This window comes from Glaciimonas sp. Gout2, from assembly GCF_035018905.1.
In the GTDB taxonomy this organism is placed as follows: domain Bacteria; phylum Pseudomonadota; class Gammaproteobacteria; order Burkholderiales; family Burkholderiaceae_D; genus Glaciimonas.
In genome coordinates, this window is sequence record NZ_JASJXA010000005.1 from 67141 (window position 1) to 92669 (window position 25529).

Below are 25529 nucleotides of genomic sequence, written 5' to 3' on the forward strand. Positions count from 1 at the left end.
GATGTGAGGTCAGTAGATCAGGTTAGTGCAAACTGAATCACATCCACTATGAATGCTGTTGCTGTTGCTGTTGCTGTTGCTGTTGCTGTTGTATTTTTTTTTTTGACCTACCCCGTCATTGGCACTGCCAAGCTTTTCAGTTGTCAGTCGGGTTGGGAAACATGTTTGAGCCGCAGGCGAGTTGGTTTCTCAACCCGACTGACAACTGAAATGCTTGGGGACCCGACCAAAGGGAGGGCAGCGCCTCTGCGGTCGCCTTCTTTTTGGTTACTTTTACTTGGCGAAGCAAGAAAAAGTGACTGGCTGTCGGGCCACCCCCGACCAGCATCCACGGAGCACTAACCGTTCCAGATATTGATGAACCGAACCGCAGAAATAACACCCAACCCAACCTCAATGTGAATGAATCTCACTCTCGTCTATAAATATTTGCATCGTTCGTTCGTCATGTTTGATATCGGCAGGATGTGCGTGGCATAACGTGCGTCTTTCTCCCATTTCCGGCAAGAGGTTGAACATGCGTATTTCTGCTATTGAGCACGACTTTATCGGCGTTGGTTTCGGCCCGTCAAATTTGGCAATTGCAGTCGCCATCGAGGAACAAATACAACACGGTAAGAAGGCTCTGGATTATTGCTGCATTGAGAAAAAGCCTGCGTTTATCTGGCATGGCAGCATGTTGCTGGAAGGCAGTGATATGCAGATATCTTTCCTAAAAGATCTGGCGACATTGCGCGATCCGACCAGTCGTTTTACTTTTATTAACTACTTGCATGAAAAAGGCAGATTGAGGGAATTTATCAACCTCAAGAGTTTTTTCCCGTCGCGTATTGAATATAACGATTACCTCCGCTGGGCGGCAAGTCACTTTGATCATCGGTGCCGTTACGGCGAGGAAGTGGTGGATATTGAACCCGTGAAAGAGGGCGGAAAGGTAACGCGGTTGCAGGTCCATTCGCTGGATGCCAGCGGTCGCGCGCATACGCGGTTGGCGAGAAATGTAGTATTTGGCATTGGCGGCGTACCAAGTATTCCTGAGGCTTTTGATGGTGTGCGCGATGATCGGGTATTTCATGCGGCGTATTATCTTGAGCGAATCGAGGCACTAGTTCAGCGTAACGCCACACCACGCCGAATCGCGGTGATCGGTGGTGGTCAGAGCGGCGCTGAAATATTCATGGATCTGGTGTCGCGCTTTAGCGATGTCGAGGTCACGCTGATCACGCGTGGCGAGGCGTTGATGCCTTCCGATGATAGCCCTTTTGTGAATGAAATTTTCAGTCCGGAATTCACCGATCTTATCTATCACCAGCCGGAGGAGTTACGCCGCGCCACCCTTGAAAAATACCGCAGTACAAATTATTCGGTGGTTGATCTCGATTTAATCGAAAAAATTTACATGTTGCTCTATCAACAGCAGGTAAGCGGCAATAAGCGTCATGCGCTGTTGCCGGGCCGTGATGTGAGCGAGGTGCGCCTCGGTAGTAGTGGCGTCGAGTTAGCCCTATGTAAACGGGATAGCAGCGAGACTGAGCCAATTCAATTTGACGCGGTAGTGATGGCAACAGGATATCGTCGCGACGATCACAAACGGCTTCTCGGCAGCTTGGAAAGCTATATCGATGGATATGACGTGGAGCGTGATTATCGCTTGCGTACCAAGGGTGATTTCTTACCCAAAATTTATCTGCAAGGATGTTGCGAAGATAGCCATGGTCTAAGCGATACCTTGCTGTCGGTACTGGCCGTGCGATCAGTCGAAATTCTGGAATCTCTTCGAGATGATCGGATTCTTTTAAATAAACAGAATAAAAGTATTCAACAAAATACCGGCGGCCAACGTTGCTGCCCGGTCGAAAAGTTAAGTCCGGCATTTCGCGTCGCGATTTAAATCAAGGTTGGGGATTGGGAGATCCTTTTGCTTTGATGCCATGTGGCTTAATTGTTAGTTTGACCCCAGGGGAGTTGAAGTATGCAGAAAATATGTAGTCGTAATGGTGCGCGCAATAATATTGGTGCTCGCAATACTGTTGATGGTCATAGTGGCCGCAGTCCTGGCCGCAAACTAAATAATAAACACAGCCGTAATTTTCTGCTTGGGACTGTGCGTATGACGCCGCTTGCGTTAGCGTTATTGACTTTGTCGGCCCCGTCTCATGCCGAAGCTGAATTGCCAACTGTCAACGTCACTGCCCAGCAGGGTGATGAAAGTGCATTATCCAGTTATCGCGCCTACATCGGGAGTGCCGGCGCTTTGGGAACGAAAGAGTTGCTTGATACCCCGTTCTCGGTGAGCGTCGCAACCAAGGAATATATCGCCAACCAGCAGGCGACTACCATTGCGGATGCATTCAAGGGTGACGCCGCTGTGACAGCGCTGAATAATAATATTTCTGGTGAAAACTCTCAGATAGCCATTCGCGGGCTGGCACTCGATACACTGAATGGATTTAAAGTTGATGGCCTCAACACAGTCCTATGGCAAGCTGATTTGCCATTAGAGCATTTTGAGCAGATTGAAATTCTGAAGGGATTGTCCGGCTTTATGTACGGCTTCAGTTCGCCGGGTGGGATTGCTAACTTCCAGACCAAGCGCGCTACCCAAGCGCCAATATCGATGGTGACAGTGGGTTATGGCACCCAATCACAATACAAGGCACAGGCCGATATTAGCCGACGTTTCGGTGAAAATGATCGCTATGGTTTACGCGTCAATGCGGTGCACGAAGGCGGTACGACTTATCTTGATGCGCCGATTAAGCGCGATTCGGTATCGGCGGCTTTTGATGTGCGCCTCGCACCAGGTTTAGTCTGGACGTTAGACGGACTGTATCAAAAACGTAAAGTGAATGGTTCGCTCTTTGCGCTGACCTTGGCTGATGGCGTGGCGTTGCCTAGTCCAGTAGATGGAAGCCATCGTCTTAGTCAGGATTTCACTTATCACGAAACAACGATCGCCACCGTCGGAACAGAATTGCGCTGGAACATTGCGGGAAGTTGGGACATGCGTTTGGGCTATCGCAGCATGCGCCAGACACGTACCAACTATGATAGTGCTCTGACGGTGACTGACAACGTCGGCAACTATAACGAAAACCTTTATCGTTGGTATAGCAAGCAGAACAGCGACTCAGCAAATTTATTGTTTTCTGGTCAATTACAGACAGGCTCAATTAACCATGACGTCACCTTCGGTACCGATATGCAAAGGGCGGAACGTATCAACGGCAATTTGGGTGAAGACTTCCTTGGTACCGGTAATCTGTATCGTGATACTGTGCTTGCCAATCCTGGTTTGCCGGTAGATCAGGCGCTCTTCAAAGCGTCCGATACGCGCAATGTGGGCGTGTTTGTGAGTGACACGGTTCATTGGACGCCGCAGTGGAGTTCTATCATCGGTTTGCGTCATAGCAACTACACGCAGCACTCGTACAATTTGGACGGTTCCACATCGGACACCTATACCAAAACTGCTTTGTCGCCGACGCTTGCCATGATCTGGAAGCCTGCTCCATCGGTCTCCTACTATGTCAGTTACGTTGAATCACTGGAACAGGGCGGCTCCGCACCGCTGAGCACAGTCAACTATGGCGATACATTTGGACCGTTGAAGAGTAAGCAGTATGAAGCGGGCGTCAAAAAAGAAGGAAAAGGCTGGTCTGCCGAAGCGGCCTTATTCCGTATCGAACGCGGGCTGGAGTTCACGAACAGCAGTAACGTCTATATCCAGGAAGGGGCATTAAGCTATCAGGGGCTGGATGTCGCGGGTCGGATGGAATTGGGTCGCGATTGGGGCTTGATGGCTAGTGCGGTATGGATGACCAGCAAAAATAAGAGTGATGATCCAACGGTTGATGGCAAACGTGCAAACAATGTCGCCAACTTCACAGCCGCCTTACAAGCCGAATACAAAGTACCAACGTTGACTGGTCTGACTTTATCGGGTGGAACGCGCTATGTCGGCAATCAAGCGCTGGAAAGCGATAACGCGCACATAATCGGTAGTTATCAACTGGTTGATATTGGCGCACGCTACAAGGTAAAAGTCGGCGGCAAGGATGTTGTTTTCAGGGCGAATCTGGATAACCTGACCAATGAGAAATATTGGTTAGGTAGCTGGAATGGCTTCCTGATTCAGGGCGCGCCGCGGACGTTGCGGGCTAGTGCGGAATTTAATTTCTGATCTAAAACGGTAGGGTGTGAATAAAATTAAATAGCGATGCTTCCGGCATCGCTATTTTTTATGTTAATCGCCATGATGCGTAGAAGGTCACGATGAGTGATCTATGCAGAAGCTAAATCAGCCGCTTCAACTTCTGCAAATAGCGCCGTCACAAAATCGACAAACACCCGGACTTTTACCGATAGCTGATGACTGTGGTGATACACGACCGATACCGGCGGGCCAGACGTATTCCAGTCGGTGAGAATCGGGGTCAACAGTCCGCTTCGTATCTGCGGGTGTAGCGACAGCGAAAGTAACTGAACAATACCCGCACCGCTGGTTGCTGCATGAATCAGCGACTCAGCGTGATTGATTGAAATACTTGTTTGCGGATTCAATTCAACGTGTTGCTTGCCTTTGTTAAAGGTCCATGGAACGTTCAGGCCGGTATTTGGATGAATAAAGGATAGGCAGTTGAAGCGCGCCAAATCTTGTGGTGTCTCGGGCGTGCCATGCTGTGAAAGATAATCCGGCGACGCACAGCACATATTTTTTGTTTGATAGATCCGTCTCGCCACCATACTGGAATCTTTTAATTCACCAATCCGCATCCAGACATCGCCCCGGCCTTCCACCATATCGACCATCCGGTCGCTGACGTTCATGCGCACCGTTAGATCGGGGTAGAGCGCGGTAAAGCGCGATAGCGCTGGCGCAAGATAAATGCGACTGATCACGGTTGGCACGTCAATCCGCAGCACGCCTTGTGGTGTCGCCCTGGAACCTTGTAATGCGTCTTCCAGCTCCATCATGTCGCCCAGCAATCGTTGCGCACTTTGATAGCAGCGATGTCCGTCATCGGTCAGAGAAATTTTACGCGTAGTCCTATTTAACAAGCGGACGCCAAAATGCCGTTCAAGACTGGCGATATGATTGGTAATTGAGCCGTTTGAGAGTTCTAGTTGCTGTGCTGCACGACTGAAGCTATTGAGCTCAACGACGTGACAGAATATTCGCAATGATTCGAGTCGGTCCATGGGAAGCGTAATTGGTTGGTGACTGATTAGGAATTATTTAATAAATCTAAATAATGATTTTAAATATTTCCTATTATTTTGTAAATGAAAAATGTGCATAATATGGGTAGGTCGGGCGCTAATGATCCGACAGACAACACTTTTTCGGAGACCGTATTCATGACATTAGCCTCATCATCGCCTGATGGCGTCCACCGCCAGTTAGACATTCCTGCCTTAATCGACCGCAGCAAAATCGGCGTTCCTCAAACGATTATGTTAATTTTGTGCGGCTTGTGTCTGATCGTTGATGGTTTTGATGTGCAGGCCATGGGCTACGTAGCGCCCGCGATTATTCAGGATTGGGGTATTGCGAAATCGCATCTTGGACCGGTTTTTGGGGCTGGTTTGTTCGGAATGCTAGTCGGTTCGTTGACGTTTAGTATTTTGGCCGATCGGATTGGCAGGCGTCCGGTATTGATCGCAGCGACGTTATTTTTTGCCATCTGCATGCTAGTGACGCCGATGGCAACTTCCATCGGTCAGTTGGAAATCATCCGCTTCGTCACCGGTTTGGGGCTGGGCGCGATTATGCCGAACGCGATGGCGCTGGCGGGTGAATACAGTCCACTACGCAAACGTGTGACATTGATGATGCTGGTATCTTGCGGCTTTACGTTGGGTGCGGTGCTGGGCGGGCTGTTGTCGGCATACCTGATTCCGCGTTTCGGATGGCAATCGGTGTTCCATGTTGGCGGCGTTGTGCCGTTGGTTATTGGTGCGCTGATGATTTTTCTGCTGCCAGAATCAATGCAGTTTTTGGTGCTGCGCGGTAAGAAGCTAGATCAGGTCGGCAAGTGGTTGCGTCGGATTGATCCAAACATCCACATAGATGCTGATACCCGTTACGTGGTGAACGAAAAAGCAGGTAAAGGCGCACCGATGCTGCAACTTTTTCAGGAGGGCAGGGCAAAGGTCACGATCCTGCTATGGGTAATCAACTTCATGAATCTCGTGAATTTGTATTTTCTGTCAAACTGGTTGCCCACCATCGCAAAAGACGCTGGATTATCGACGGCGAACGCGGTATTGGCTGGCACCGCGCTACAGATCGGTGGCACGTTCGGGACGCTGATTATGGGACAACTAATTGACCGTTCGAGTTTTCGCCGGGTGTTGATTCCAGTGTTCGTCGTTGCCGGTATCGCCGTGGCCTTGATTGGACGTCCCGAGGCATCGTTGATTTTCTTATTTGGAAGTATTTTTGTTGCTGGCTTTTGTATTGTTGGCGGTCAACCTGCGGTAAATGCGTTGGCTGGCACGTATTACCCGACCACATTGCGTTCGACTGGTATCGGTTGGAGTCTCGGAATCGGAAGGATTGGCTCGATTGTGGGTCCGGTATTGGGTGGTGAATTGATACGCCTTAACTGGCCGAACAGCACGATTTTTATCGTCTTGGCAGTACCGGCACTCGTTTCGGCGCTGATGCTGATATTGATGGGAAACAACTCCCTTCGTCAATCAACCAGCGCCAATGCGGGGCAATCCACTAGTCGCGCCACATAAATCGTAAGGAGAGTACGCATGTCAACACCAATTGCCGAGCCATTGCACGCATCTACGCAGGACGCAATTCACAAAACAGATTCTGAAGATGCCGGCGTGCTCAGGTATCAATCCGGATTTTGTAATGACTTCGCTACAGAGGCTTTACCCGGCGCGTTGCCCGCCAGCCAAAATTCACCACAAAAAGTAGCGTACGGCCTCTATGCCGAGCAATTATCCGGCACGGCGTTTACCGCACCGCGCGCGCGTAATCGTCGTTCCTGGTTGTATCGCATTCGGCCGGGCGTGATGCATCATGCCTTTGAGCCGTGTGATCATCCCTTATTGCGCAGTGGGCCTTTTAACCAGGTGGCGGCGTCGCCCAACCAGCTGCGCTGGGACCCTTTACCGTTGCCAGCGTCCGACCAACCGGCCGATTTTATTGATGGCTTGGTGACCATTGCCGGAAACGGTGATACGTCGATGCAAGCGGGTATGGGAATCCATATATACGTCGCGAATCGTTCGATGTACGATCGATTTTTTTATGATGCTGATGGCGAATTGTTGATCGTGCCGCAGCAAGGCCGTTTGCTGGCGCATACCGAGTTCGGCATAGTGGATGTCAAGCCGGGTGAGATTTTGGTGATCCCGCGTGGTGTGCGCTTTCGTATGGTGCTGCCGGATGGCGCAGCGCGTGGTTACATTTGTGAGAATTATGGCGCGCAATTTGAGTTGCCCGAATTAGGCCCGATTGGATCAAATGGATTAGCCAATACCCGTGACTTTCAGACGCCAGTGGCCGCCTATGAAGACAGGGAAGGCGATTTTCAGTTAGTGGCAAAATTTGGCGGGCAATGTTGGTCTGCCGCGATTGACCATTCACCGCTGGACGTGGTCGCGTGGCATGGCAATTATTCGCCTTACAAGTATGACCTGAGTCGCTTTAATACGATTAATACGGTCAGTTTCGATCATCCTGATCCTTCTATTTTTACGGTCTTGACCTCGCCATCGGATACTGGAGGAACCGCTAATGTGGACTTTGTAATCTTTCCCCCGCGCTGGATGGTGGCCGAAAATACTTTCCGGCCACCTTGGTTTCATCGTAATGTCATGAGCGAATACATGGGATTGGTGCACGGCGCTTATGATGCCAAGGCCGAAGGCTTCGCCCCGGGCGGCGGTAGTCTGCACAATTGCATGAGTGGCCACGGCCCCGATGCCACAACTTTTGAGAACGCTAGCAACGCGACACTGATGCCGCATCGAATCGACAATACGTTGGCCTTTATGTTTGAAAGTCGATACGTGATTCATCCGACGCATTTTGCGCTAGAGTCGCCACTTTTACAGAAAGATTATCTGGCTTGCTGGGATGGTCTGAAAAAGAATTTTAATGGACTGCCTTGAGTTTTTTTTACGGACTGACAGTCATGCTTAATGTGGGTGACGGTATGACGAAATGCACTATATAAATTTAAACGGGAGTTCTTATGCAACCCAATGACCCAACGCTGAAGTCTTTTATTGAGACATCACCAGAATGCCATTTCCCTATTCAAAATTTGCCTTTTGGTATCTTCAGCAGTGTCGAAGATCCGACCTTACGCGTCGGCGTCGCCATTGGCGATCAAGTGCTGGATCTGGCAATGTTGGCAGACGCCGATCTCCTGCCTTTGCCATCGGAAATTTTTCTTAGCGGTAGCTTGAATCAGTTTGTGGCGCTAGGGCATGCTACCTGGCGTGCGACGCGCGAGCTGATTAGTCACTTGTTGCGTGACGATAATCCGCTATTGCGTGATGATCAAATATTGCGCACTGCTGCATTCCTGCGGCAAGATGCGGTTACTTTACATTTGCCGATGGAAATCGCCGGTTACACCGATTTCTATTCGTCGAAAGAACACGCTACCAATGTCGGATCAATGTTCCGTGATCCAGAAAATGCCTTGTTACCAAACTGGCTGCATATCCCGATTGGCTACAACGGGCGCGCCAGTTCAGTGGTGGTGAGTGGAACCGCATTGCATCGCCCAAAAGGACAATTAAAACTGCCAGATGTTGATGCCCCGATTTTTGCACCATCCCGCAAGCTGGATTTTGAGCTGGAAACCGGTTTCTTGATCGGGCAGCCAAATGCTTTGGGCGAACCGATTGATATCAACGTGGCGGAGCAACATATTTTTGGCATGGTATTGCTTAATGATTGGAGCGCCCGCGATTTACAGCAGTGGGAATATGTCCCGCTGGGACCGTTCAATAGTAAATCATTCGGCACCTCGATTTCACCTTGGGTGGTGACGATGGAAGCGCTGGAGCCGTTCCGTGTTGCCAGTCCTGTGCAGCAACCGACACCATTGCCGTACTTGCAGCAACAGACCGATAATGCCTATAACATTGCTCTCGAAGTGACGTTGACGCCCATAGAGGACGAGGGGAAGCCTGGTTCGGGACAAACAATTTGTAAGACCAATTTTAAGGCGATGTATTGGACCATGGCGCAACAACTGGCGCATCACACTGTATCCGGCTGTAATACTAAAGTCGGCGACTTGATGGGCTCTGGCACCATCAGTGGCAGCGCATCAGGCGCGTTCGGTAGTCTGCTGGAATTGACGCGGAACGGGCAGAAGCCGTTGATCTTGGCAAATGGCATGCAACGCGGTTTTATTCAGGATGGCGATGAAATCAGCATGACCGGATGGTGTCAGGGTGACGGCTATCGCGTTGGTTTTGGTCAGGTCACCGGCAAGATATTGCCAGCGCGGTAAAGCGGATTTGGGAGGCTTGGGCACGATGCTTCGTGCCCAAACAAACATTTATGTGAGGATCTTTTATAACCAGATGATGGCAGCGATGACGCCGATTATTAACCCAAATTTGATCACGTAATAGAGTGGCTTGCTAAACTTTTTGAGCGCTCTGCGGTATTGTCCGGCAGCCCAGACAAAGCGAAACAGCTTGTTAATGCCGCCGGTTTCATCTCCTGTGTCATTCGGTGATGCAGCTGCGCTCATCATGTGGCGGCCAAGCCAGCGGTTGACAGCCTGCGCCCACGCATACTTCATCGGGCGTTCGATATCGCAGAAGATGATGATGCGATTGACGTCGGTACCGTTATGCGCCCAGTGCATGAATGTTTCGTCAAATACGACACCCTGACCATCACGCCAGCTATGGCGTTCGCCATTGACCTCAATAAAACAGCGATCATCATTCGGCGTAATAAGACCAAGATGATAGCGCATCGATCCAGCAAATGGATCGCGATGCAAATTCAGTTTTCCGCCCGGTCCAAGTTCTGCAAACATGGCAGCTTTTACGCTTGGTGTCCGGCGCAGTAACGCGACCGTTTTCGGACAAAACTGTTCAGCCGATGGATGGCTGGCGTCATACCATTTCAGATAGAAACGTTTCCAGCCAGCTTTAAAAAATGAGTTAAAACCGGCGTCGTCGTTCTTCGCCGCAGCGCGGATTTTTTCCATTCCGATCAGGGCTTGCGCTTCGTCGCGAATAGTTTCCCAATTGTCTTCCAGAATTTTCAAGTCACTGAAAGCGCTGGTTGGCAGATAAGCCGTGTTGGTCGGCACTTTGGAAAACATGTACATCAAAATATTCAACGGTGCCATGATCGACGAATGGTCGAACAACTGACGAAAAAACGGTAACCGTACCTTGCCGCGGAAGTGGACGTAAATAATGGATAAAAGAAAAATGCTAATCACTGCCCATTTCATGACAATGTGCTCCAATCAAAAAAAACTGCTTCACGATTATTCAACGTCGGAGGCACTCAGGAAGGCGCGCTAACGTTAAGTATCAATGAGCAAAAAAACAATAAGAAGTCAGCCTGAAATGCATTTAGTCGACATTTTAGCCGTTTGTGACTATTTTTCCTCGTTTATGACCATTTATGGGCAAATAGAATGGCAATGAATGGCGGCAAACCTATTTGGACGATTGCCAGACCGTGAATTTTAATGATAATATCGGCGCTTCCTTTGGGGAGTAGCCTTCTTGCGATAGATTGACGCTGCCGTGCCTGACTTAAAGTTAGCGTAGAGCGAGTCATTGTTGCAATGAGCGTATGTCAACATACTTGACGCTTATCGTCATGGCATACGAGACCGTCAGGTGTGGCAAGACCTTTGGTGCAATGTCCTTACCCGGCTGGGCGGGGGCGCTGCGCCATTTGTCAGCGCCCAGCCATCAGGAACTCCTTTATGTGCAAGTCTCGTTATTTTCCTGTTGGTCATTCCAATTTATCACGCATTTCACTCTCCGCTGATCAGGCTATCGTCTGGCACGAGGTATCGGCATGATATTAACCATTGCGTTGTTGCTGGGCTCAGCAATTGTTATTTATTTGTCATGTGAGTATTTCGTCAATAGTATCGAATGGGTAGGACGTCGTTTGGGTGTTGCCCAAAGCGCTGTCGGTACTGTGCTGGCTGCGTTCGGCACGGCATTACCAGAAACTGTCGTTACTTTTGTAGCGGTGGTGTTTGGTCGCGATGCGGCGCATAAAGATATCGGCGTTGGCGCTGCCCTTGGTGGCCCGTTGGCGCTGAGCACGATTGCTTATGCAGTCGTCGGCTTGATGTTTATTCTGAACCGCAAAAAAATTGGAGGCATCTTACTTTCCGCAGCCGATGGCGCCCGATTAAGTCGCGACCAAGCCTGGTTCATGGGAATTTTTGTCCTGAAGGTCTTGCTTGGTTTGTTCGCGTTCACCTTCAAGCCGTGGCTCGGTTTGTTGTTTCTGCTGGCATACGGCACTTATATTTGGGGCGAGATCCGCAAAGAGGATAGCGCCGATGTGGAGATTCACGATCTTGATCCGCTGAAATTTCGCCCAAACGATCCACAACCGGGACTTGGCTGGGCTGCATTGCAGACAATAGTTGCGCTCGTCGTCATTTTTTTGAGTTCACAGCTATTTGTGGCGCAGCTTGAGGCAATGGCGCCATGGCTTGGTATTTCCCCCCATTTGGTGGCTTTATTGCTGAGCCCGATTGCGACTGAACTGCCAGAGATTCTAAATGCGGTGATCTGGGTGCGACAAGGTAAACAGACATTAGCGCTGAGTAATATTAGTGGTGCAATGATGATTCAAGCGACGATTCCCACCGCATTGGTATTAATCTTCACGCCATGGATGCTGGATACCGCGCTTATTTGGGCCGGAACGATCACCATGGTGTCTATCGCAGGATTGTATGTGCTGTTGCGCAAACAGGTGTTGACGGGTGGTCGGCTGGCAATGTTTGGCGGACTGTATCTGATATTTGCAGCGGGCCTGGCGATTATTGGTGTACGTTAATGGTCATAATTTGTCTAAGCTAGTTTGAGCCGTCGTTAAATGTTGACTATTTACAGGGGGGTGAGCGCTAGGGACTTGAGGGGCCTCGCTCTGTTCAGGCCCGTGGTCTTGAGGCGCGTTATGATCCTCGCATCATCGGTGCTTCAGATTTCCGACACTCCGGTATTGATTTCATCTCGCGCCACGTTAATCTCTTTGATTTCAAATTCAATTCCACCTATGCGTTGCGCGGCCGTGTTGTACACCCACGCGCCAAACAGCGTACAACCAAAACCACATAGCGCGTACAGAATCGGTGTCGAAAGGATCAATCCGGACAATTGGAATGCGCGGAAATCCAGCTCGATCCACGTAATTAGAGCCGACACAATCATGAGCAGTAAGGTGATGGCAAAATAAAGAACAGCTAATATCTTGGCGGTTTGCAGCGGGGCGATACGGATAATTTGTTTTTTCATGTGAATTTTCTTGGTGAATTTTTGATTTTTCGGAAAACTGTGATGACCTGATTTTGACCGTTTTCCAAGGACATACGAACTAGGCGCGCGACCCCATGGCTATGATGGCTGCGCCGCTCAATGCTAGTCCGGCACCCAGTACATCACTCCAACGTGGCGTAATGCCATCTATACTCCATAACCAAACTATAGCTGTGGAAATATATACCGCGCCATAGGTAGCGTAGACGCGACCACTGGCAACGGGATGGAGTGTAAGCAACCAGACGAACGCGACCAGACTAACGACCGCTGGAAGTAGCAACCACGCTGAACCTTTGCCATTGAGCCATAGCATTGGCAGATAGCAGCCGAGTATCTCGGCAACGGCGGTTAAAAAAAATAATCCAAACGTTTTTACGAATGCAGTCAAAAGCATGGTGGAAAATTTCCCTGACCAGGATTGGCGTTATTTATATGGTAGGGGAGGAGTATACGGTACGGCAAATTTTTAAGGGTGTATTTTGTTTTTTGCCGATTTAAGCCAATCTATTGGTACACGCACGGTGTCGTTTCGCTGACCAAAGCGGAGTAACTTATCCTGTGGCTTAACCTGCACAGTTTCGGTATATTCGTGGTGGGTGTTGAACGGCATACACTAATAAAAATTACGCTTTAAGTGCTTCTTACTAGCCTCTTAATCACCTCTTGGTTACCCCTCAACTGCTCTTTAATAACAAAAGGAGATACGATGCTGGAACTCAGACCCACCTGTGAACACTGCAACAAAGCATTACCTCCGGCTTCACTTGACGCACGTATTTGCTCCTATGAATGTACCTTTTGTGCATCCTGCGTCGATAACGTTCTGGAGAATGTCTGTCCAAATTGTGGCGGCGGCTTTGTTCATCGACCGATCAGACCGGCAACAAACCGCAAGGGCGGTAATTTCCTCGGGACCGATCCGGCAAAAACCGAGGTTAAGCACAGGCCGGTCGATGCTGAGGTGCATGCGCGCTTTGCCGCTACAATCAAAGCAATCCCACCGGAGCAACGTTAGTCCTAAACAGGGATAACATGGACAGGCATGTATGGGCGCGGGCTCCTTTTTTACGTGTCATTGGTTCGTCACAATCGAACATTACAATCTGCCCGATTATGATGAGCAATACCTCCGACTAGCGATTCAGGCAGATTGCTGGTCCACCACCCGATGACGATTTATTGAAAAATATGACCTTTCCTCTACTAAATCGCGAACTCGGCGTCCTTGCCTTCAATGAGCGGGTGTTGGCCCAAGCGGAAGATTCAAACGTGCCTTTGCTCGAGCGCGTGCGCTTTGTATGCATTACCAGCAGCAACCTTGATGAATTTTCTGAAATTCGTATGTCGGGTTTGCAGGAACAAATGCGCGAATCGATCGATGGCGTGACGCCAGACGGAATGTCGCTACAACAGGCTTACACGGTCATCAGCGAGCGCGCCCAAAAACTGGTCGCTCGCCAATATGCGCTATTTAACGATGTGCTATTGCCTGCGCTCAATGCTGAGGGAATCGTTTTTTACGCAGAGTCGGATTGGGACGAAAAGCAGCGCGCCTGGGCGCACGAATTTTTTAAAACGGAACTGCTGCCGGTATTGACACCGATTGGTCTTGACCCAGCGCATCCTTTTCCCAAAGTACTCAACAAGAGTTTAAATTTTGCCGTCAAATTGAGCGGCAAAGATGCCTTTGGTCGCGAACCGGAACTTGCCATCGTTCAGGCACCGCGCGCGTTACCGCGATTGGTGCGCATGCCGGAAGAGTTGTCGCGTCATCCTTATGGCTTCGTTCTGTTAAGCAGCTTCATGCAATGCTTCGTGGGTGAATTATTCCCCGGCTTATCTATCGGCGGATGCTATCAATTCCGCGTGACCCGTAACAGCGATCTGTTTGTGGATGAAGATGAAGTCACCGATTTACGGCTGGCATTGCAGGGCGAACTCCCAACTCGCCAACTTGGCAATGCGGTGCGTCTGGAGGTTGGGGATGATATCCCCGCATCGTTAGTATTACGGTTACTGAACCAAAACGGTTTGCAGCAAGCCGATTGTTATCGCGTCAATGGTTCGGTCAATCTGGTCCGGTTGATGCCATTACCGGATTTGGTTGATCGCCCCGATTTGAAGTTTGTACCGCACACACCAGTGCTGCCAAAGTCGTTCTTTACCGGATCGTCGGTGTTTGATGTCATTGATCAGGATGATGTTTTGTTGCATCATCCCTACGAGAGTTTTCAGCCGGTTCTGGAACTGTTACAGCAGGCAGCAATTGATCCCGATGTGCTGGCCATCAAGCAAACTATTTATCGTACCGGTAATGAATCGGCGCTGATGAATGCGTTGATGCAAGCAGCAAAAAACGGTAAGGAAGTGACTGTCGTGCTGGAACTAATGGCGCGCTTTGATGAAGAAACCAATATCGGCTGGGCTGCCAAACTGGAAGCAGTCGGCGCACATGTTGTATATGGGGTCTTCGGTTATAAAACCCACGCCAAGATGCTGTTGATCGTACGCCGAAAACAACATGCCAAGCACACCAAACTCAAGCGCTACGTGCATCTTGGGACAGGCAACTATCACTCCCGGACTGCGCGTTTGTACACGGACTTCGGTCTGATGACCAGTGATGACAAAATGTGCGAAGACGTCCATAACGTGTTTCAGCAACTGACAGGATTCGGCAAGCAAGTTCAGCTTAAGCGTTTGTGGCAATCGCCTTTTACGTTACACGCGAATATTCTCAAGGCCATTCAGAAGGAAGTCGACGCTGCCAAAGCCGGACGGCAGGGCTACATCATTGCCAAGATGAACGCATTACTGGAACCAACCGTCATCGCCGCTTTGTACGAGGCCTCACAAGCTGGGGTAAGAATCCAGCTGATTATTCGCGGCGTATGTGCGCTGCAAGCCGGTGTTCCCGGCTTGTCGGATAACATCACCGTGCGTTCCGTTATTGGCCGTTTTTTAGAGCATCATCGGGTCTTCTATTTTTATGCAGACGGTGAGGAAAACGTGACACTGTCCAGCGCCGACTGGATGGATCGCAATTTATTCCGCCGCATTGAAACCGCATTTCCGATTCTTGACAGTAAGTTGAAGCGCCGGGTCATTGAAGAAAGTTTGCTGATACATCTGCAAGATAATGCCTCAGCATGGGATATGACGAGTGATGGCTCTTACAAAAAAGTGAAGCCGGGTGATGCAGAGCCATTAGTGAGTCAGATTGATTTGTTGGCGCGGTTTTGAGCGCGCTTCAATTAGTTGCGTAAAAAGCGCATTCATTGCTTGAGTCAAGTCTAGTTCGTTTCCATGCGATGTCAAATTGATGGAGAGGAATCTCTCTTTATCGTCAGGTATTAAGAGATATATTGCGTAGTCCGCCTGACTTAGCGCCGCGTTCTGCGGTTGATCGTGTCAAATACCTGCGCGACTCTATCTATATTCTGAAAGTCTACGTATCGCGTAACTGAGAAACACGAAATATTACGTATCAAAAAATCGCAACAACACCCACGCCACCTTTGAGAGCAAGCTTGGATGGATAGGAATATTCCTTACCATCGCTAGCGCCATTCATACCGCGTGTCTATTCGTGTTCCAGCAACTCCTAATCGGCGACGTTTTCCATACGTTCGTTACCCCGTGAATAAATTAATGGCTCGGATGTCACTCTGCCGTTGATTTTATTCAGTCAGCGCGCAATCTAGTGATACCAAAATAGATATCACTTATGAATAAAAAGTGATTGGTCATAGCGCCCAGGAATTTTTACACTATGCCAAGATTTAGCCAATAAGCGCGTATTTTTTCTTTTGGCTAGAGTAATCAGGTCGCTCACAGTTGCACTATATCTCTGGGGGCGAACTGAGCCCTGGATATCAAAATGAATATTGAATTTGTAAAAAAATTCATTTGTTTGATATCGCTAACATTCGTACTATAACGGGTGAAGTTGTTAAAAAGGTTGGCATTGAAAAGGTTAAGATGCGTTTGGGAAAGGTATTCCATCAAAGCCGTGCTACCTTATTTTGCGATAATAAAAAAAGTGTGCTGATTGGCGCCGGGCGAGGTTGCTGTAGAAAGCACATCACCGTTGTCGTTTGACCTAACACTAGCAGGTTCGTCGTACTTAATACTCGCAGCACCACAATAACTAAAGGAGACAAGTTGTGAAGATGATTAAATCCACGATTCTAGGATTGATGATAGGCCTGATTGGCGTTGCATCGCAGGCCAGCGCGCAGGAAAAAGCATTGGTCGGTATTTCAATGCCGACAAAATCCTCAGCGCGCTGGATCGCTGATGGTGACAATATGGTCAAGGTCTTCAAAGAAAAAGGTTACAAGACCGATTTGCAATACGCTGAAGATGACATCCCGAATCAGTTGGCGCAAATTGAAAACATGGTAACCAAAGGCGCAAAAGTCCTGGTGATCGCATCAATTGACGGCACAACGCTGTCCGACGTACTGCAAAAAGCCGCCGACAAGGGCGTCAAGATTATTGCGTATGATCGTTTGATCCGCAATTCCAAAAACGTTAATTACTACGCCACTTTCGACAACTTTCAGGTTGGCGTACTGCAAGCCGGTTATATCGTCAAAGCGCTCGATTTAAAAGATGGCAAGGGTCCATTCAATATTGAGCTTTTCGGCGGTTCGGCAGATGATAACAATGCCTTCTTTTTCTACAATGGCGCGATGTCAGTCTTGAAACCATATATCGATAGCGGCAAGCTGGTTGTTCGTAGCAAGCAGATGGGCATGGAAAAGGTTTCCACGCTACGTTGGGATGGTGCAGTTGCACAGGCGCGTATGGATAATCTGTTGAGCGCGTATTACACAAACGCACGGGTAGATGCGGTTTTGTCGCCATATGATGGCTTGAGTATCGGTATCATTTCATCGTTGAAAGGTGTCGGATATGGCACGCCAAAACTACCAATGCCTGTCGTCACAGGACAAGATGCCGAGATCCCATCGGTGAAATCAATTATCCGCGGCGAGCAACGCTCAACGGTCTTTAAAGATACGCGTGAACTCGCCAAGGTGACGGTCGGCATGGTTGATGCTGTGTTAAGCGGTAAGACACCGGCAATCAACGATACCAAAACCTATAACAATGGCGTGAAGGTTGTTCCTGCGTTCCTGTTGAAGCCGGTCGTTGTTGATGCGTCTAACTGGAAGCAAGTATTGGTCACTGGCAGCGGTTATTACACCGAAGCGCAAATTAAATAAAGTAATAAACCTGCGCGAAGAACCGTGGTTTCGATAGGAGAGTTGCTTCTCCATTCGATTCTGCGGTGCTGAATGGATGCGGTATTGATGTCGGTACTGAACCCGTCGCAAGTGCCGATTCGTACGATCAGCGAAGGTGTTAACGAAACCCTGTTATTAATATTCAGTCGAAATTTGGTTGTCAATCAAGTGCTGAAAGTTGCAACATTGCGGCGCTCTGGTGACGATAAGAGGTTATAAGATGGAAACGATCCTTGAGATGCGAGGAATCCAGAAAACATTTCCGGGCGTCAAGGCGCTGGATAATGTCAATCTGGTCGTCCGCAGCGGCGAAATTCACGCTTTGGTGGGCGAAAACGGAGCAGGAAAATCAACCTTGATGAAAGTGCTGAGTGGCGTGTTTCCCCACGGTACCTATTCGGGTGAAATTCATTTTCAAGGCCAGGAACGCCAATTTAAAGATATTGCCGATAGCGAAAAGATCGGCATCATCATCATCCATCAAGAGTTGGCATTAGTGCCCTTGTTGTCGATTACAGAAAATATTTTTCTTGGAAACGAGCAGGCCACCAACGGCATTATCGATACGGCTTTGTCGTACAACAAAGCCAAAGAACTCCTGCAAAAAGTCGGGCTGAAAGAATCGCCGAGTACGTTGATCACGAACTTGGGTGTTGGTAAGCAGCAGTTGATTGAAATTGCCAAAGCGCTCTCTAAAAAAGTCAAATTGCTGATTTTGGATGAGCCAACCGCCAGCCTGAATGAAAGCGACAGCGACGCATTGCTCGAACTGTTGCTGGAACTCAAGGCTGAGGGAATTTCTTCGATCCTTATTTCACATAAACTCAACGAAATTTCGAAGGTAGCGGACTCGATTACGATCTTGCGCGACGGCACGACAGTCGATACGCTGGATTGCCACAAAGAAGTCATCAGCGAAGATCGCATCATCCAGAACATGGTTGGTCGTGAAATGGCTGATCGTTATCCGAAGCGCACACCTGACATTGGCGAAACCATATTTGAAGTAAAGCAATGGCGCGTGCATCATCCGTTGCACCCTGATCGGGAAGTGATCAAAGGCGTCGATTTTCATGTAAAAAAAGGCGAAATTGTCGGCATCGCCGGATTGATGGGCGCGGGTCGTACCGAGCTGGCGATGAGTATTTTTGGACGGACTTACGGCAAGCGTATCAGTGGCAAGGTTTTTTTGCGTGGCAAAGAAATTGATGTCGGCACAGTCCAAAAAGCAATTAACCACGGCATCGCGTATGTCACCGAAGACCGAAAAGGTTACGGTCTGATTCTGGATGAGGATATACAAAAAAATATCACTCTGGCGAATCTTGACGGCGTGTCTAAGATGCTGGTGATTGATGAAGGGCAGGAATATAAAGTCGCTGCCGATTACCGCAACAAATTACGGATTCGCTGCGCCAGTGTGTTTCAAAAAGTGTTGAATTTATCGGGTGGAAATCAGCAAAAAGTGGTGCTGAGTAAGTGGCTTTTCTCCAACCCTGATGTGCTAATTCTCGATGAGCCGACGCGCGGGATTGACGTCGGTGCAAAGTACGAGATTTACAACATCATCAGTCAATTGGCTGCTGAGGGAAAATGCATCATCATGATCTCATCGGAAATGCCCGAATTGCTGGGAATGTGTGACCGTACTTATGTCATGAACGAAGGAAACTTCGTTGGTGAGTTTTTGGCGGCAGAAGCGTCTCAAGAAAAAATTATGCGCGCGATTGTAAAAAACGCGAAGATCGGAGATAACTAATATGAACTCAAAAATGGCAGCAGCAGAGACACAACTTCCTGGCCCTATACCAATCGCGGAAACCAAAGACTACGCAGGTTTTCTCAAAAAGAATATGCGTGAGTACGGGATGTTGCTGTCGTTGATAGCGATCATGGCGTTCTTCCAATACATGACAAATGGCACGCTGATGCGGCCATTGAACCTCACCAATCTGGTGTTGCAGAATAGTTATATTGTCATCATGGCTCTTGGGATGTTGATGGTGATTGTCGCGGGACACATCGATTTATCGGTGGGTTCGGTAGTCGGTTTTGTTGGTGCGCTGGCGGCTGTTCTGATGGTGAATTTTCACCTTAACTTTATTCTTACTATCGTAATTTGCCTGATTGCTGGCGCTGTTATCGGTGGCGCGCAAGGTTATTTTGTGGCATTTTTTCGGATACCGTCGTTTATCGTTACGCTTGCCGGGATGTTGGTATTTAAAGGATTAACACTGGCGTTGCTGGACGGACAGTCGGTAGGACCGTTTCCTGATACATTTCAGCGACTCAGCTCAGGATTTATTCCTGATCCACTAAACGGTGTCGACTTGCGCACTACATCGTTGCTTGCAGGCGTTGCTGTTGCTGCAATCTTGATCATTGTCAAAATTCGGGGGCGGTTAAGCCAAACCAAGCATGGAATGGAGGACGAACCGCTGACGTTTTTTATCATTAAAAATATCGTGTTTGTGTCCATCATCATTTATTTCAGCTACTTGCTTTCGACTTACAAAGGGATGCCAAACGTATTGATCATCATGTTTGCATTGATGGTCGTGTACACCTTTATCGCTAATCGCACGACGCTAGGTCGCCGCGTCTACGCTGTCGGTGGTAACGAAAAGGCCGCAAAATTATCTGGTATCAAAACAACACGTGTATCGTTTTATACCTTCGTCAACATGGGCTTGCTGGCTGCTTTGGCGGGACTCATTTTTGCCGCACGCCTGAATACTGCGACACCAAAAGCCGGTACCGGATTTGAACTAGATGTAATTGCTGCCTGTTTCATCGGTGGCGCTTCGGCATCCGGCGGTGTCGGCAAAGTTATGGGCGCTGTGATCGGCGCGTTTGTGATGGGTGTGATGAACAACGGCATGTCGATAATGGGTATCGGAATTGACTATCAGCAAGTCATTAAAGGTCTTGTATTGCTAGCTGCTGTTTGTGTCGATGTCTACAACAAGAACAAATAAGCGCAACGCTTATTGTAAGAATTATTGCAAGACCTTTTAAGCGCCAGGTCTTACGTTTCAAGACCTGAGGTCGCTTTACAACCTAGATCAATTTTTTCATTTGCATCCTGTATCCCGGCGATCCAGTGGATGCTGCTCATCTTTTAAAAGAAGGCCAACCATGACTATCGACAAAAAACGTCCATTACGCTCCGCCGAATGGTTTGGCACCAATGACAAAAACGGCTTCATGTATCGTAGCTGGATGAAAAATCAAGGCATTCCTGATCATGAGTTTCAAGGAAAGCCCATCATCGGGATTTGCAACACCTGGTCCGAGCTAACGCCATGTAATGCCCATTTTCGCAAAATTGCGGAACACGTAAAAAACGGGATTTTAGAGGCGGGCGGATTCCCGGTTGAGTTTCCGGTTTTCTCCAGCGGCGAATCCAATCTGCGTCCTACGGCAATGCTAACCCGTAATCTGGCAAGTATTGATGTAGAGGAGTCGATCCGTGGCAATCCGATGGATGCGGTGGTGTTGTTGGTCGGCTGCGATAAAACCACGCCCGCTCTGCTAATGGGCGCGGCCAGCTGCGATATTCCCGCCATCGTCGTCACGGGTGGCCCGATGCTGAATGGCAAACATAATGGCAAAGATATTGGTTCCGGCACGGCGGTTTGGCAGTTGAGCGAAGCCGTCAAGGCAGGCCAGATTACCATGCACGAATTTATGTCGGCAGAAGCCGGTATGTCGCGATCGGCCGGCACCTGCAACACTATGGGAACGGCGTCGACCATGGCATGTATGGCCGAAGCACTAGGTACGTCATTACCACACAATGCTGCCATTCCCGCTGTTGATGCGCGACGCTATGTGCTGGCACATATGTCGGGAATGCGGATTGTGGAGATGGTATGGGAAGATCTGCGCCTATCCAAAATTCTAACGCGTGAAGCGTTCGAAAATGCGATCCGTGTGAATGCCGCCATCGGTGGTTCCACCAACGCGGTGATTCATTTGAAAGCGATTGCGGGCCGTATCGGGGTCAATCTGGAGTTGGAAGATTGGACTAACATTGGCCGCGGCACACCCACGATCGTTGATTTGCAACCGTCCGGCCGCTTCTTGATGGAAGAGTTCTATTACGCTGGTGGCTTACCCGGTGTTTTGCGTCGACTTGGTGATGGCAATCTGCTGCCGCACAAGGATGCATTAACGGTGAATGGCAAATCGATCTGGGAAAACACATTAAGTGCGCCGGTGTACAACGATGAGGTGATTCGAACGTTGGATAATCCGCTGATTGCTGATGGCGGAATTTGTATTCTGCGCGGTAATCTGGCCCCACGCGGGGCAGTACTAAAGCCTTCAGCTGCCTCGCCGGAATTGATGCAGCACCGTGGTCGCGCTGTTGTTTTTGAGGATTTCGATCACTATAAGATCCGTATCAACGATCCTGATCTGGACGTCGATGCAAGCTCGGTGCTGGTGATGAAAAACTGCGGCCCTAAAGGGTATCCGGGCATGGCTGAAGTCGGCAATATGGGGCTTCCACCAAAATTGTTGGCGCAAGCGGTCAAAGATATGGTGCGAATTTCGGACGCAAGAATGAGCGGTACTGCGTACGGCACAGTGGTGTTGCACGTAGCGCCGGAGGCAGCCGCCGGTGGCCCGCTGGGCATCGTACAGGATGGCGACTGGATCGAGCTGGATTGTCATGCAGGACGCTTGCATCTGGATATCAGCGACGCAGAAATGGCGGAGCGCCAGACCGCACGGGCGGCAGCAGTGGATACCAATGCGCCGACCATGAAAGGTGGCTATCAACAGCTTTACATTGACCGTGTGCTGCAAGCAGATGAAGGTTGCGACTTCGATTTCCTGGTTGGTTGTCGGGGGTCGGCAGTGCCAAAGCACTCACACTAACCAATGAACGTAATCGGTCAGGTCTCGCTGTTTTAATCAAAAGAACTATGTGGTTTTGGCGAGGTTTGTACCGTTTTAAAAAGCATTTTTTAATCGGAACAGCCATGTTATTAGTTCAATTCAAGCAACCAGACAACAGCCGCCATATCGGCGTTTTAGATAGCGACAGTGAGACCATTCGCCTGATTGACGGTTACGCGACGACTTATGCGTTGGCGCAAGCAGCTATCGCCAAAAAAACATCCCTAAAAGATCTCGCCACCAGTGCATTGGGTGAGACTGTTGTGGATTATGTAACCGTCGCTGAACAAGGTCGACTTTTAGCGCCGTTGGATCATTCCGATCACGCGCATTGTTTTGTTACTGGCACTGGCTTAACGCATCTCGGCAGCGCTGATGGCCGTGACGCCATGCATAAAAAAGTCAGCGCTATCGATACGCTCACCGATAGCATGAAAATGTTTCGTATGGGACTCGACGGTGGAAAACCCGCAGCAGGAAAGTTGGGCGTTCAACCAGAATGGTTCTACAAAGGTGATGGCTCGATCGTACGCGCCAGTGGCGAAGCGTTAACCATGCCGCACTTTGCGTTAGATGGCGGCGAAGAGCCTGAAATCGCGGCCTTGTACGTGATCGGTGTCGATGGCTCCCCGTATCGTTTGGGTTATGCAATTGGTAACGAATTTTCAGACCACGTGACTGAGCGCCAGAATTACCTCTACTTGGCGCATTCCAAGTTACGCCAGTGTTCACTGGGACCGGCTTTATTGTTGGGAGAATTACCCTCCCACGTAGAAGGGATGTCACGAATTCTCGACACCGCAGGCGCAGTGCGCTGGGAGAAACCATTCGTCAGCGGTGAGGACAACATGTCGCATACCATCGCCAATTTGGAATATCATCACTTTAAATATCCATTATTTTGCCGTCCAGGTGACGTGCACGTGCATTTCTTCGGCACAGCGACACTAAGTTGCGTGGATGGAATTGAAGTATCAGCGGGCGAAACCTTTGAGATCGACGTAGCCGCATTCGGACCACCTTTGCGCAATCGACTTGCCGTGGAAGAACTATCGCGTCCTATAATTCATTCTCTTTAAGCTATCGCTAAGCCATTAAACATCTGCCGTTATCGGCCAAGGAATCTCCATTGAATATCACAGGTCAGGCGCTCATCGGCGCTAAAAGCGTTACCGGCGACGGTGAAGTATTTTCGGCATTCAGTCCGGTCTCGGGCACGGACATCGCGCCAGTTTTTCATACGGTCAATAGCGCACAGATTGACCAAGCTTGCACTCTGGCCCAAAAAGCTTTTGATCCCTATCGGGCGACCGATCCGGAGACCCGTGCACGCTTTCTGGAAACGATTGCCCAAAAAATTATTGATCTGGGCGAACCGTTGATCCTACGCGCCATGGCCGAGAGCGGTTTGCCGCAAGCGCGTCTTGAAGGCGAGCGCGGTCGTACCGTCGGACAACTAAAGTTATTTGCTGCGGTGTTGCGCGAAGGCTCATGGATGGATGCGCGCATTGATCCGGCATTGCCAGAACGTAAGCCGCTTGCGCGTGTTGATCTGCGCATGCGGATGATTGCATTGGGTCCGGTTGCGGTGTTTGGCGCTAGCAATTTTCCACTGGCATTTTCCGTCGCCGGTGGCGATACGGCCGCGGCGCTGGCAGCCGGTTGCCCGGTAGTTGTTAAGGCACATCCTGCGCATCCTGGTACTTCCGAATTGGTGGGGCGTGCGGTACAACAAGCGGTCGCCGAGTGCAACTTGCCGGAAGGCGTATTTTCTCTATTGACAGGTGTTGGCAATGATCTTGGCACTGCGCTGGTCCGTCATCCTGCCATTCAGGCTGTTGGCTTTACCGGCTCACGACAAGGCGGATTGGCGTTGATGGCAGTTGCGGCTGCGCGTCCGCAACCGATTCCTGTATATGCCGAAATGAGTAGTATTAATCCGGTCTTCATGATGCCCCAAGCATTGTCCGCCCGCGGCGATACGCTGGCGACCAGTTTCGTCGATTCTCTGGTGATGGGCGTCGGTCAGTTTTGTACCAATCCTGGTTTGGTACTGGGTGTAGCGGGCGCTGATTTCGAACGCTTCACGACACTCGCAGCCGAGCAATTATCGCAACGCACTGCGGCCACGATGTTGACCGCAGGGATACATGATTCCTATCAAAAAGGGGTTAGTCGCCTGGCAGCAAATACTAAGGTGCACGATCTTAGTCGCGGTGTTGCCGTTGATGGTGCTTGTAAAGGTACGCCATCGTTATTCTCTGCCAGCGCGGCAGATTTTTTGGTCGATGCGCATTTGTCGGAAGAGATTTTTGGCCCAACATCGTTATTGATCAGTTGTGCGGATATCGCCGAAATGCAGCAAGTTGCAGAACATCTTGAAGGTCAGTTGACCGCAACATTGCAAATGGATGAGGGCGACTATGAAGCAGTGGGAACATTGCTGCCCATCCTCGAACGAAAAGTTGGCCGTATTCTGGCAAATGGTTTTCCAACTGGCGTGGAAGTGTCCTATTCGATGGTGCATGGCGGACCATTCCCATCGACTTCCGATGGTCGCAGTACATCCGTTGGCAGTGCTGCAATAGAGCGCTTCTTGCGCCCGGTGTCGTATCAGAATCTGCCGCAGCAATTGTTGCCAAGCGCTATTCAGGATAGCAATCCATTGGGAATCTGGCAGCGCGTGGATGGCAAACTATCAAAATAACGTTCAATCCGTGGATACTTGGTCGATCCCTAAACAGTCGGTGAGGTTTATTTATGTTAGATGACGGAACAGTTCTATCAGACTGACACAAAATCGCTCCGGATACGCGGTTGTCAAACCTG

At 49.5% G+C, this 25529-nt stretch carries 18 protein-coding genes; 14 read left to right on the plus strand and 4 right to left on the minus strand.

Features of this window, described 5'->3' with window-relative positions; genetic code table 11:
- Positions 1-517 precede the first annotated feature (517 nt).
- Positions 518-1891 carry a lysine N(6)-hydroxylase/L-ornithine N(5)-oxygenase family protein gene (locus QN379_RS05710; RefSeq protein ID WP_323506208.1) on the plus strand — a complete coding sequence of 458 codons (1374 nt, stop codon included), beginning with the start codon at positions 518-520 and terminating at the stop codon, positions 1889-1891.
- An 81-nt stretch (positions 1892-1972) separates the two neighbouring features.
- Complete coding sequence (locus tag QN379_RS05715; RefSeq protein WP_323506209.1) at positions 1973-4183, plus strand: TonB-dependent receptor; 2211 nt, start codon at positions 1973-1975, stop codon at positions 4181-4183.
- 101 nt (positions 4184-4284) lie between these two features.
- On the opposite strand, the gene QN379_RS05720 is transcribed toward QN379_RS05715, so the two are convergent.
- On the minus strand, positions 4285-5202 hold the full coding sequence (locus tag QN379_RS05720; protein ID WP_323506210.1) for a LysR family transcriptional regulator: 918 nt from the start codon (positions 5200-5202) through the stop codon (positions 4285-4287).
- A 159-nt stretch (positions 5203-5361) separates the two neighbouring features.
- Between QN379_RS05720 and QN379_RS05725 the strand changes: the two genes are divergently transcribed.
- The 3 genes from QN379_RS05725 (at position 5362) to fahA (ending at position 9503) form a co-directional block, all read left to right on the plus strand.
- Entirely contained in the window at positions 5362-6750 is a 1389-nt protein-coding gene (locus tag QN379_RS05725) for an aromatic acid/H+ symport family MFS transporter (protein WP_322237092.1), read from the plus strand.
- Positions 6751-6768: 18 nt separating this feature from the next.
- Positions 6769-8142, plus strand: coding sequence for a homogentisate 1,2-dioxygenase (hmgA, locus tag QN379_RS05730; protein WP_323506211.1), 1374 nt, complete (start codon positions 6769-6771; stop codon positions 8140-8142).
- Positions 8143-8225: 83 nt separating this feature from the next.
- Positions 8226-9503, plus strand: a complete 1278-nt coding sequence (fahA, locus tag QN379_RS05735) for a fumarylacetoacetase (protein ID WP_323506212.1) — start codon at positions 8226-8228, stop codon at positions 9501-9503.
- Between the two features lie 63 nt (positions 9504-9566).
- On the opposite strand, the gene lpxO is transcribed toward fahA, so the two are convergent.
- A complete protein-coding gene (gene lpxO / locus QN379_RS05740; RefSeq protein ID WP_322237098.1) occupies positions 9567-10469 on the minus strand; it encodes a lipid A hydroxylase LpxO in 903 nt (300 codons plus the stop codon).
- A gap of 581 nt (positions 10470-11050) precedes the next feature.
- On the opposite strand from lpxO, the gene QN379_RS05745 reads away from it, so the two are divergent.
- Positions 11051-12055 carry a sodium:calcium antiporter gene (locus tag QN379_RS05745; RefSeq protein WP_323506213.1) on the plus strand — a complete coding sequence of 335 codons (1005 nt, stop codon included), beginning with the start codon at positions 11051-11053 and terminating at the stop codon, positions 12053-12055.
- 143 nt (positions 12056-12198) lie between these two features.
- On the opposite strand, the gene QN379_RS05750 is transcribed toward QN379_RS05745, so the two are convergent.
- On the minus strand, positions 12199-12513 hold the full coding sequence (locus tag QN379_RS05750; RefSeq protein ID WP_323506214.1) for a hypothetical protein: 315 nt from the start codon (positions 12511-12513) through the stop codon (positions 12199-12201).
- A 79-nt stretch (positions 12514-12592) separates the two neighbouring features.
- Complete coding sequence (locus tag QN379_RS05755) at positions 12593-12931, minus strand: YnfA family protein (protein ID WP_323506215.1); 339 nt, start codon at positions 12929-12931, stop codon at positions 12593-12595.
- 312 nt (positions 12932-13243) lie between these two features.
- Between QN379_RS05755 and QN379_RS05760 the strand changes: the two genes are divergently transcribed.
- From QN379_RS05760 to QN379_RS05795, 8 genes are all read left to right on the plus strand, one after another.
- A complete protein-coding gene (locus QN379_RS05760) occupies positions 13244-13552 on the plus strand; it encodes a DUF1272 domain-containing protein (RefSeq protein ID WP_322237105.1) in 309 nt (102 codons plus the stop codon).
- 173 nt (positions 13553-13725) lie between these two features.
- Positions 13726-15780 (plus strand): polyphosphate kinase 1, encoded by a 2055-nt coding sequence (ppk1, locus tag QN379_RS05765; RefSeq protein ID WP_323506216.1) that lies wholly within the window; start codon positions 13726-13728, stop codon positions 15778-15780.
- 929 nt (positions 15781-16709) lie between these two features.
- On the plus strand, positions 16710-17771 hold the full coding sequence (gene chvE, locus QN379_RS05770) for a multiple monosaccharide ABC transporter substrate-binding protein (RefSeq protein ID WP_322240544.1): 1062 nt from the start codon (positions 16710-16712) through the stop codon (positions 17769-17771).
- Positions 17772-18012: 241 nt separating this feature from the next.
- The gene (gene mmsA, locus QN379_RS05775) at positions 18013-19551 is read left to right on the plus strand and encodes a multiple monosaccharide ABC transporter ATP-binding protein (protein WP_323506217.1); all 1539 of its coding nucleotides are present in this window, start codon (positions 18013-18015) and stop codon (positions 19549-19551) included.
- Positions 19552-19564: 13 nt separating this feature from the next.
- On the plus strand, positions 19565-20770 hold the full coding sequence (mmsB, locus tag QN379_RS05780) for a multiple monosaccharide ABC transporter permease (protein WP_416186871.1): 1206 nt from the start codon (positions 19565-19567) through the stop codon (positions 20768-20770).
- A 160-nt stretch (positions 20771-20930) separates the two neighbouring features.
- Entirely contained in the window at positions 20931-22679 is a 1749-nt protein-coding gene (locus QN379_RS05785; RefSeq protein WP_323506218.1) for an IlvD/Edd family dehydratase, read from the plus strand.
- A 104-nt stretch (positions 22680-22783) separates the two neighbouring features.
- Entirely contained in the window at positions 22784-23779 is a 996-nt protein-coding gene (araD1, locus tag QN379_RS05790; RefSeq protein WP_322237115.1) for an AraD1 family protein, read from the plus strand.
- 50 nt (positions 23780-23829) lie between these two features.
- Positions 23830-25407, plus strand: coding sequence for an aldehyde dehydrogenase (NADP(+)) (locus tag QN379_RS05795; protein ID WP_322237117.1), 1578 nt, complete (start codon positions 23830-23832; stop codon positions 25405-25407).
- Positions 25408-25529: the final 122 nt, after the last annotated feature.

Bases quoted from the DNA above. Each gene is read 5' to 3' on its own strand.
- QN379_RS05710 (WP_323506208.1), top strand. From the start codon at position 518: ATGCGTATTTCTGCTATTGAGCACGACTTTATCGGCGTTGGTTTCGGC.
- QN379_RS05715 (WP_323506209.1), top strand. From the start codon at position 1,973: ATGCAGAAAATATGTAGTCGTAATGGTGCGCGCAATAATATTGGTGCT.
- QN379_RS05720 (WP_323506210.1), bottom strand. From the start codon at position 5,202: ATGGACCGACTCGAATCATTGCGAATATTCTGTCACGTCGTTGAGCTC.
- QN379_RS05725 (WP_322237092.1), top strand. From the start codon at position 5,362: ATGACATTAGCCTCATCATCGCCTGATGGCGTCCACCGCCAGTTAGAC.
- hmgA (WP_323506211.1), top strand. From the start codon at position 6,769: ATGTCAACACCAATTGCCGAGCCATTGCACGCATCTACGCAGGACGCA.
- fahA (WP_323506212.1), top strand. From the start codon at position 8,226: ATGCAACCCAATGACCCAACGCTGAAGTCTTTTATTGAGACATCACCA.
- lpxO (WP_322237098.1), bottom strand. From the start codon at position 10,469: ATGAAATGGGCAGTGATTAGCATTTTTCTTTTATCCATTATTTACGTC.
- QN379_RS05745 (WP_323506213.1), top strand. From the start codon at position 11,051: ATGATATTAACCATTGCGTTGTTGCTGGGCTCAGCAATTGTTATTTAT.
- QN379_RS05750 (WP_323506214.1), bottom strand. From the start codon at position 12,513: ATGAAAAAACAAATTATCCGTATCGCCCCGCTGCAAACCGCCAAGATA.
- QN379_RS05755 (WP_323506215.1), bottom strand. From the start codon at position 12,931: ATGCTTTTGACTGCATTCGTAAAAACGTTTGGATTATTTTTTTTAACC.
- QN379_RS05760 (WP_322237105.1), top strand. From the start codon at position 13,244: ATGCTGGAACTCAGACCCACCTGTGAACACTGCAACAAAGCATTACCT.
- ppk1 (WP_323506216.1), top strand. From the start codon at position 13,726: ATGACCTTTCCTCTACTAAATCGCGAACTCGGCGTCCTTGCCTTCAAT.
- chvE (WP_322240544.1), top strand. From the start codon at position 16,710: ATGATTAAATCCACGATTCTAGGATTGATGATAGGCCTGATTGGCGTT.
- mmsA (WP_323506217.1), top strand. From the start codon at position 18,013: ATGGAAACGATCCTTGAGATGCGAGGAATCCAGAAAACATTTCCGGGC.
- mmsB (WP_416186871.1), top strand. From the start codon at position 19,565: ATGGCAGCAGCAGAGACACAACTTCCTGGCCCTATACCAATCGCGGAA.
- QN379_RS05785 (WP_323506218.1), top strand. From the start codon at position 20,931: ATGACTATCGACAAAAAACGTCCATTACGCTCCGCCGAATGGTTTGGC.
- araD1 (WP_322237115.1), top strand. From the start codon at position 22,784: ATGTTATTAGTTCAATTCAAGCAACCAGACAACAGCCGCCATATCGGC.